Below are 8,516 nucleotides of genomic sequence, written 5' to 3' on the forward strand. Positions count from 1 at the left end.
ATTTTAGTACTAAATGGTCATCAGGCACAAGTTGATCAATCGCCCACACTTCTAATTGTTCACGTTCATTTAATTGGGTTCTCGTCATCATTTTGTACGTCACTTCTTGTATTTTAACCGCTTAGTTGATTGGTGTGGAGGGCGACGACTCCTGCGGGAGTAGTGTGAAGCTTGAGACCCCGCAAGGAGCATAGCGACTGAGGAGGCTCAAGTCACACCCCGCGGAAAGCGTTCGGCCGGAACGGAAATCAACGGATTATCTAGTATATAATTTATTTTAATTGAAAAAAGACTGTAGACAAACTCGTATTTTTACGAGTTTGTCTACAGTCTGGTACCTCTCCAATTGGTGAGATCCTTTTCCTTATATTGCATTGAGTGTAAATAGAGCACCTTGTTACCTAAAAGAGGAGAGATCCACCTCAGAATATTGAAGGTCAGAGATTTTCGGTATTCTGATTTCTAAAGTGCCATCTTTGTAATGGGCTATCGCCCCTTTTTTCTTAACTATACAGGGAAGTGTAATGGTCTGTTTATCATCAATTGCAGGGTAGCCTTCAATGATTACTTTGTTGGAGGTATGATAAATCTTCATCTCTTGATGTGACTCAATTTTAGGTATTGGTAGTCTAACAAATACATCACTGTGAGTTTCAAATACCTCAGAACGCAACTCATTTTGGGACACCGGATTTTGGTCGGCTATATTCCAGCCTTTGGTGTTGAACCCACCTTGAGCAGATGCATTGTTTCTTGACTGATTGATCAATTCTTGCACATTTTGTGGAATCACATTTGAGAATAAACCTTGCATGTATCCTTCCATGTCTTGAGGGTTCATATTATTTGGCATGTTTTTCATCTGCTTCTGAAAAGGGAAAAGCATATTCCATGGAAACATCCAAAAAACCTCCTTCCTTTATGATTAGAAGATTTGGATGTATTATCCTATGCAGATAAATGCCCATTCGACATTATTAGTTTAAGGTTTCGGGCCGATTGTAAATGAAACGGTATGAGAGTCGTTTTTCTTTTTAAGACGGATTGTTAAGATTCCATTTTCGTAAGTGGCATCCAATGGATTTGGAAGAAAGGAAAAAGGAATGACCATGCTTCTTTTAAATGGACCGAAATGTCGTTCAGAAAGTAGTAGCTTTTCGGGGGAGACTCCATATGGATATGGTACTTGGCCTTCAATAGTTAAAGTTTGACCAGTAAAGTAGATATTCACATCCTGGGGTTTGAGAATACCAGGAATTTCAATTAGGATAAATCCAAACTCTGACGTTTCATATAAATCCATAGATGGGTATTTTTTTGGCATGATTTTTTGAAAGTCTGCCCAAAAATGTTCGCCTAACACATTTTCAGCCTTTTTTTGAAGAGACTCCCAATCTTGATGATTGTTTCCGTATTGGTTTTCATTCGGCATTTAGTACCCCCCAATAAATGGTTTTCTTCATTATATGAGGTCAGAAAAGACAAATATTCTAGGTCATTTCCTAGTGAAAGACTGACTTCATAAAAGTTTGATGTTGTTAAAACTTTCTAAGGTGGCTTTAAAGGAGGGTTACTGTATCAAGGAAAAAATTTTTGTGAAATATGCCTAAAGAAAAAAGCCAAGTCAAATGACTTAGCTTTTAGATTCAACTTGGGGATATTTTTTTCTTTGAACATAGAGAAGCCTCATGCTAAGGCTCAATGCTCCAACAGCTAACCCTACAATTAAGCCAATCCAGAAACCGTAGGCACCTAACTCTGTGAAAGTTGCAAACAAATAGCCTGTTGGCAAACCGATTACCCAGAATGAAACAAAAGCCATAATAAAAGTAAAATTAACATCTTTATAACCTCTTAATGCGCCTTGTATCGGAGCCATGATGGCATCAGAAAGCTGGAAGAACAGAGCAAAAATCAAAAACTTCGCTGTCATTTTTACCACTTCTGCTTCATTCGTATAAATGCTTGCGATGCCTTCACGGAAAAAGAACAGGATGATTCCGAAACAAAGGGAAATACCAACTGCGAAACAAATACCTATTAGACTATAAGTCCGGGCATCTTTATACCTTTTTCCACCCACTTCAAATCCAATTACAATTGTTAATGCCATAGAAATACTCAATGGTACCATATAGACAAAAGAGGCAAAATTCAATGCAGCTTGATGGGAAGCTATTGTAATGGTGTCGAATTCACTCATCAGTAGGGTGACAGCTGAAAAAATACTCGTTTCAAAGAATATAGAAAAGCCAATAGGTACACCAATAGTAAAAATGGCCTTCCATTCTTTGAATGAAATAGAATAAAACTTTGAAAATATATTATAGGATGAGAAAGGTTGATTCTTCTTGATGACGAAATAAGCAATGATTGTGATTAGCCAATATGTGATGGCAGAAGCATACCCTGATCCGACCCCTCCAAGCTCTGGGAATCCAAACTTTCCATAAATCAACAGATAGTTAAACACGATGTTTATAGGAAGGCTTAATAAAGTAATTATCATAGAAACTCGAGTTTGACCAAGTGCATCGATAAAAGAACGTAAAACATTATAAATGAATAAAGGAATGATACCAAAAGAAAGAGCGATTAAATAATCATGTGCAATCATTTTTACCCTAGGTTCAAGACTCATTCCATTTAGGATTGGATTGAGAACAAAGGAGCCAATTATCAAAATCAAGATTGCCATCAGAATGGAGAGGTAGACTCCTTGAATAACTGAAAAAGGGACTTCTTTCTTTTTATTCCCACCAATTAGTTGCGCAACAATCGGTGTAATTGCCAATAAAATACCGCTTAAACCTGTATAAACGGGTATCCATATCGAACTCCCAATCGAAACACCTGCTAAATCAGCAGAAGCGTAATTACCAGACATAACAATATCAAAGAAATTCATTGAAAATAATCCGAGTTGTGTAACAAGGATTGGAAACATAATTTTCATAAACAGAAGAATTTTTTCTTTTGGACTGAAGGTTTGATTCATTTTTTTAGACCTCAATTTTTTGTATTTCGGAGTACGAAAAATTATAACATAAAACATTAACCAGGAATGTAAATTATACTTTATGTAAGAGATTTCAACATGTCATAATATTATTTTTTCTCTCATACAAATGTTAGGGACAAGCATTCAAAAAAGGGAGAGAATTATTATGGCTTATCAATATTCAAAGGGTTGGTATTTACAACAATTAAAGGAAGTAGGCATTACGAAACATCCAGTAGAGAGAAAAAAATTAGAACTATATCGTACATTTGTCATTAGAAAGTTATATTTTGACACCATCGGAAAAGAAAAATAAATATTGAAGAAAGAAGGACTAATCGATTTAACGATTGGTCTTTTTAGTTTTTGGGGGAATATTTTAGCAGATTTTAAAGTTTGTTACATACTTTGATTCTGACTTAATGTGTTTAGCAAACAAAAGTGAAATGGATGGGACCTCTAAAGGTGAAACCTTAAACAGTAGTCACCCCCTCAATTATGGTTGAAATAACAATCTTAAAAAAAACAATAAAATTTTTAAATATTTCTATGAACGAATTTTTGAGTTGTGCGTCTAACGTATAGAACAAAAGGAGGAGATATGAAATGAATGAATTACAACAAGCTTTTGAATCGATAAATTTTGGACTTATTGCACCTATCCTGGTGTTACAACTAATTTTAGTGATTATTGCACTGATTGATTTGATTAAGAATGATCAACCAAAAGGACCTAAGGCGTTATGGGCAGCATTAATACTTGTTACAGGAATGATAGGTCCGATTATTTATTTCATCTTCGGAAGGAGACGTTAAAATGACTCTCCTACAAGTCACTGATTTAAGTAAAACGTATAAGGGAAATCGAGGAGTAAATGCATTATCCTTTAGTCTTGACCGAGGAAAATGTGTCGCATTGATTGGACCCAATGGCGCTGGAAAAACTACAACGTTACGAATGCTTGCTGGATTGTTGAAATCAACAACTGGCAAGATAGAAATGATAGGTATGGAATCACATAGTGATATTCGAAAGTATATCGGATATTTACCACAATTTCCTGTTTTTTATGATTGGATGACTGGCATCGAGTTTTTAATATATTCCGCCAAGTTGACGGGAATGAATGTTAAAGAAGCCACTGTTCAAGCAGAAATATTAATGCGAAAAGTAGGATTAGAAGATGCAAAGAAAAGGAAGATTGGTAAGTATTCGGGAGGAATGAAACAAAGGTTAGGCATTGCCCAAGCAATAATTCATAAACCTAAGTTATTAATGTTAGATGAACCCGTTTCTGCACTTGATCCATTCGGAAGGAGAGAAGTACTGGAATTATTGTTGGAATTAAAACAAGAAATGACGATACTTTTTAGTACACATATCTTAAATGATGCTGAGGAAATATGTGAAGATGTCTTATTTTTACATGGTGGAAACTTAGTGGAAAAAGGATCTATTCAGGAATTGAAAGAGAAAAATCAAGTCGGGAAGATTACAGTAGAAGCTAGTATCGATGTATCTGAATTAATCCATCCTTTGAAAGAAAATGCGATTTTTAAAGAAATAAACATTCAAGGTAGACATGTAATGTGTGAGACAGATGTTATTCAAGAGGGACAAAAAGCCATTTTAAGTTGGATATTGGAAGCTAATATACCTGTTGTAAAAGTGGAGGTTTCTAATTTAGATCTTGAAGATTTATTTATGAAGGTGGTAAAGCAATGAATCAATTATTAACACTAGTTCAAAAAGAATGGTTGGAAATGGTACGAAATTACCGTATTATTTGGGTTCCAATTACCTTCATCATTATAGGCTTAACAGATCCATTTACCTCTTACTTCTTACCGGATATAATAAAAAGCGCTGGAGGTTTACCAGAGGGTGCGGTCGTTTCAATCCCGACTCCATCTGCTCCAGAAGTATTTTTTATGTCATTGGAGCAATTTAATCTACTTGGGATTCTTGTGATAGTCTTATTGAATATGGGAAGTGTTTCGAATGAGAGACAAAGCGGCGTAATCTCTATGATATTAGTTAAACCGGTTTCTTATGTCAACTTTATTTCTAGTAAATGGCTTTCTTCTATTATATTAATATTTCCATCAATTATTTTAGGCTCACTAGCTAGCTGGTATTATACCTCATTATTATTTGAGAGAATACCTTTTGCCCATTTTATTAACAGCATTGTGATTTTTTTGGTGTGGATCATGTTTGTGATAAGTATTCTTCTGTTCTTAAATAGCTTCCTATCTTCGTCGATGATGATTGGATTTATCTCGATAATCATTATTATGATCATCAATCTTATCGGCGGATTATTAACGAAACAGATGGCATGGAGTCCTGGTCAGTTATCAAAGTATATTGGAGAATATTTAATAACGGGCAAGTTTTCACAACATACAAGTGCATCTATAGTCGCTACATTAATCATATCGTTTATTTTGTTCCTAGGCTCAGTCCTGCTTTTCAAGAGAAGTATAGCAGAATAAAAATAATTTTATTGTAATTATTTCTTTTATAGATTGTCCTTGTGAATTCAAGTGAATATTATCGGGGATATGTAAGACTAATGTTTTCCAACATGCGACGTCAGTTTGGATTGATTTAGTACACATTCAAACTGAGAAGATTTGTTTAATTGTATATAGGTTCATGTTATAATGAGAAACTTAGGATAATTACGACTCTAGCTCATAATTGAACGGATGCCAAGAAAAGCCTCCGCCTAGCGATAAAATATGGAGGTGTTAGAGAATGAACAAAAGATGGACTATTGGTGAAATTAAAAAATTTGTTGAGAACAATTCGGAAAGTAAATTACTCTCGACGGAATATCACGGATTTTCTCAAAAGTTACTGTTTAAATGTATATGTGGCACCAATTTTGAAAAAACGTTTACGAAATTTAAAAATAATAATCAACGCAAATGTGACGTGTGCCAACCACCAAAAGCTTCACGTTAAACGAATATTAATTAATCAAAGTGCCGATTTCAATTTATAGAAGTTGGCGCTTTTTTTGATTTTATATTAAATATTTCTACACTAAACAAGATAATGGTCTACATAAAAGTGAACTGAATTGCTACGTGTCATTAAGGAAATAAAAAGTTTTTATAATTCATGAACCTTCAGTTAAACTAAACGTGAAATGGGCTCGTACCTCATCACTATCACTTACAATGCATTATTTGCTATAATAAAAAAAAATTCTTTTAAATGTGGTGATTAATGATGACAATTTTACGAGAAATTTTAGAGCACAACCAACATTTCGTGGAAAATCAAGAGTATGAAGAGTTTAAGACGGATAAGTTTCCGGATAAACGAATGGTAATCATAAGTTGTATGGACACACGCCTTGTCGAATTGTTACCAAAGGCTATGGATATTAGAAACGGAGATGTGAAAATCATTAAAACTGCGGGTGCAGTTGTTTCACATCCATTTGGAAGTGTAATGCGTAGTATTATTGTTGCTATTTATGAATTGCATGCGGAAGAAGTTTTTATTATAGGACATCATGATTGTGGTATGGCATCAGTGAACGTTGAAAGCTTGCTTGAAAAAGTAACTGATCGAAATATTTCAAAAGAGACCATCAGTATTATTGAAAATTCTGGTTTCAATATTAGAAATTGGTTACGTGGTTTTGATGATGTTAGTGAAAGTGTAAAAAATAGTGTGGATATTGTTAGAAATCACCCGCTTATTCCGAATGACGTTTATGTCCACGGGTTAGTCATATCTCCAACTACTGGGAAATTAGATTTAGTAGTAGATGGGTACGAAATTAAAAAATCATAAAAATCCTTCTAATTAAATAAAACTCAGACACAAATAGTAAGTACATAAATAGAATAGATACACGGGAGGATGAATGATGAAGCTTAATCTCATCAAATGCCATGGTTCTGGTAATGATTTTTTAATAATAGATGAATATCATCAAGATATTTCATTTTCTGATGAGGAACGTGCTCTTCTTGCAAAAGCGCTATGTGACAGGGAGAAATCTCTAGGTGCTGACGGTATTCTATTTTTTCAAAGAAGTAAAAAGGCCGATGCAAAAATGAGGGTTTTCAATTCAGATGGATCGGAAGCTTCAATGTGTGGAAATGGCCTTCGTTGCATTGCTCGATATGCATTCGAAACACTTCCAAATGATAGGCTGCAAATTGAAACGATGAAAACAATACTTGCAGTTGAAAAGGTTACAAGCATATATGAAGACATACCAACGTTCAAAGTCCAAATTTCACCTGTTTCTTTCCATGTAAAGGATCTACCATTGCAAATCGAGCAAGATACTTTAATTAACGGGGAAATAGTGGAGCTATCAGACAATCTGAAATTTACGGCTTTGGCAGTTCCAAATCCTCATCTAGTGGCACTTGTAACTTCTGAACAACTGCAATCGAATCTACAATTAGAAATTTCGCAAGTGGTTAATGGGCCTAATAAGCTTTTTCCAGATGGGGTTAATGTTAGTTTTGTAGTGCCTCTTGAAAAAGGACATATTTTTGTTCGTACCTATGAACGCGGAGTTGGATTTACGAATGCATGTGGAACTGCAATGTCTGCATCTACCTTAGTAACATGCTTACAAGGATTTAATGATTATGAGCAAGACATACACGTTTATAACCCAGGTGGGAAAGTTAAATGTGTCGTTCATAAAGAAGCCAATAAATATAGTATCGATTTGATTGGAAATGCCACTTATTTATTTAATGCAGAAATTGAAGTCAATCCTAAGAATGCAGAGGATGCTAAAATTCTTAAGCAGGAAGACTATACTAGCGAAACTAAACAATATGAACGATTGCAACAAGATGTAGCAGCGTTTTTAGAGGATAAAGTAAAACTATAAAAATTGCTAACCTGAGGCTCATTATTGATATTTATGCAATAGTGATTGGCACTGTAATCTATTCAAAATTTAAAATTTCTTAATGGAAATGGATGAAGTCATTATGATTTCATCCATTTTTTTTGACACATAAATTACATAATTCCATAACAAACTAAACATATGTTCGGGAGGTGCTAGAATGGAAAATAAAGATTATCAAAAAATTTTTGCTGAGTACAAAAGACAAGGTGAAAAACAGGCTAAAGTAGAATTTGCTGAAGAACTCAACACCGGCGCGGAAAGAATAGTAGCGGTACGAAAAAATGCAGATGATGATATTATTGCTTTTAAAACTAATAGCGGAAGAGAATTAGATTATATAACTGCCTTGGGTGAAGCGAAAGCAGGAAAGTTGGCTCACTTGGATGTTTTTCATAAGTACGGCAGGGATATAATTAGAAGCGAACCAGATGGTATTAAAGAAAATAATCTAGATCAGTTACCTACGTTCTAAAGAGATAGGCTGTGGTAAAGTTCATGTTGATGATTTAGCAGCTTGTTTATAGAAGTGGAAGACTCTGGACTCCTCGGGGATTAGCGTTACAGGATAGACCCCGCAGGAGCGGAAGCGAAGAGAAGAATCGTCTAAC

At 34.8% G+C, this 8,516-nt stretch carries 11 protein-coding genes; 8 read left to right on the plus strand and 3 right to left on the minus strand.

What is annotated here, in order from left to right:
* Window positions 1-397: 397 nt before the first annotated feature.
* From DBX25_RS14255 to DBX25_RS14265, 3 genes are all read right to left on the minus strand, one after another.
* Window positions 398-901 carry an Hsp20/alpha crystallin family protein gene (locus DBX25_RS14255; RefSeq protein ID WP_108671487.1) on the minus strand — a complete coding sequence of 168 codons (504 nt, stop codon included), beginning with the start codon at window positions 899-901 and terminating at the stop codon, window positions 398-400.
* A gap of 81 nt (window positions 902-982) precedes the next feature.
* A complete protein-coding gene (locus DBX25_RS14260) occupies window positions 983-1,432 on the minus strand; it encodes an Hsp20/alpha crystallin family protein (RefSeq protein ID WP_108671488.1) in 450 nt (149 codons plus the stop codon).
* A gap of 201 nt (window positions 1,433-1,633) precedes the next feature.
* Window positions 1,634-2,998: an MATE family efflux transporter gene (locus tag DBX25_RS14265; protein ID WP_108671489.1), complete on the minus strand. Its 1,365-nt coding sequence runs from the start codon at window positions 2,996-2,998 to the stop codon at window positions 1,634-1,636.
* Between the two features lie 169 nt (window positions 2,999-3,167).
* Between DBX25_RS14265 and DBX25_RS14270 the strand changes: the two genes are divergently transcribed.
* The 8 genes from DBX25_RS14270 to DBX25_RS14305 all read left to right on the plus strand — a co-directional run bounded on the left by DBX25_RS14270 (window position 3,168) and on the right by DBX25_RS14305 (window position 8,380).
* A complete protein-coding gene (locus tag DBX25_RS14270; protein ID WP_108671490.1) occupies window positions 3,168-3,317 on the plus strand; it encodes a DUF2639 domain-containing protein in 150 nt (49 codons plus the stop codon).
* A gap of 290 nt (window positions 3,318-3,607) precedes the next feature.
* Window positions 3,608-3,817 (plus strand): PLD nuclease N-terminal domain-containing protein, encoded by a 210-nt coding sequence (locus tag DBX25_RS14275; protein WP_108671491.1) that lies wholly within the window; start codon window positions 3,608-3,610, stop codon window positions 3,815-3,817.
* A gap of 1 nt (window position 3,818) precedes the next feature.
* On the plus strand, window positions 3,819-4,727 hold the full coding sequence (locus DBX25_RS14280; protein ID WP_108671492.1) for an ABC transporter ATP-binding protein: 909 nt from the start codon (window positions 3,819-3,821) through the stop codon (window positions 4,725-4,727).
* The gene (locus DBX25_RS14285) at window positions 4,724-5,500 is read left to right on the plus strand and encodes an ABC transporter permease (RefSeq protein WP_108671493.1); all 777 of its coding nucleotides are present in this window, start codon (window positions 4,724-4,726) and stop codon (window positions 5,498-5,500) included. The genes DBX25_RS14280 and DBX25_RS14285 overlap by 4 nt, the downstream gene beginning before the upstream one ends.
* Before the next feature lie 265 nt (window positions 5,501-5,765).
* Window positions 5,766-5,975 carry a hypothetical protein gene (locus DBX25_RS21415; RefSeq protein ID WP_108671494.1) on the plus strand — a complete coding sequence of 70 codons (210 nt, stop codon included), beginning with the start codon at window positions 5,766-5,768 and terminating at the stop codon, window positions 5,973-5,975.
* 270 nt (window positions 5,976-6,245) lie between these two features.
* Entirely contained in the window at window positions 6,246-6,818 is a 573-nt protein-coding gene (locus tag DBX25_RS14295; protein ID WP_108671495.1) for a beta-class carbonic anhydrase, read from the plus strand.
* A 76-nt stretch (window positions 6,819-6,894) separates the two neighbouring features.
* A complete protein-coding gene (gene dapF, locus DBX25_RS14300) occupies window positions 6,895-7,884 on the plus strand; it encodes a diaminopimelate epimerase (RefSeq protein ID WP_108671496.1) in 990 nt (329 codons plus the stop codon).
* Between the two features lie 181 nt (window positions 7,885-8,065).
* Window positions 8,066-8,380, plus strand: a complete 315-nt coding sequence (locus DBX25_RS14305) for a DUF3892 domain-containing protein (RefSeq protein ID WP_108671497.1) — start codon at window positions 8,066-8,068, stop codon at window positions 8,378-8,380.
* The last annotated feature ends 136 nt before the right edge of the window (window positions 8,381-8,516 follow it).

The sequence above is a fragment of the Peribacillus acanthi genome, from assembly GCF_003073175.1.
Classification (GTDB): Bacteria; Bacillota; Bacilli; order Bacillales; family DSM-1321; genus Bacillus_BN; species Bacillus_BN acanthi.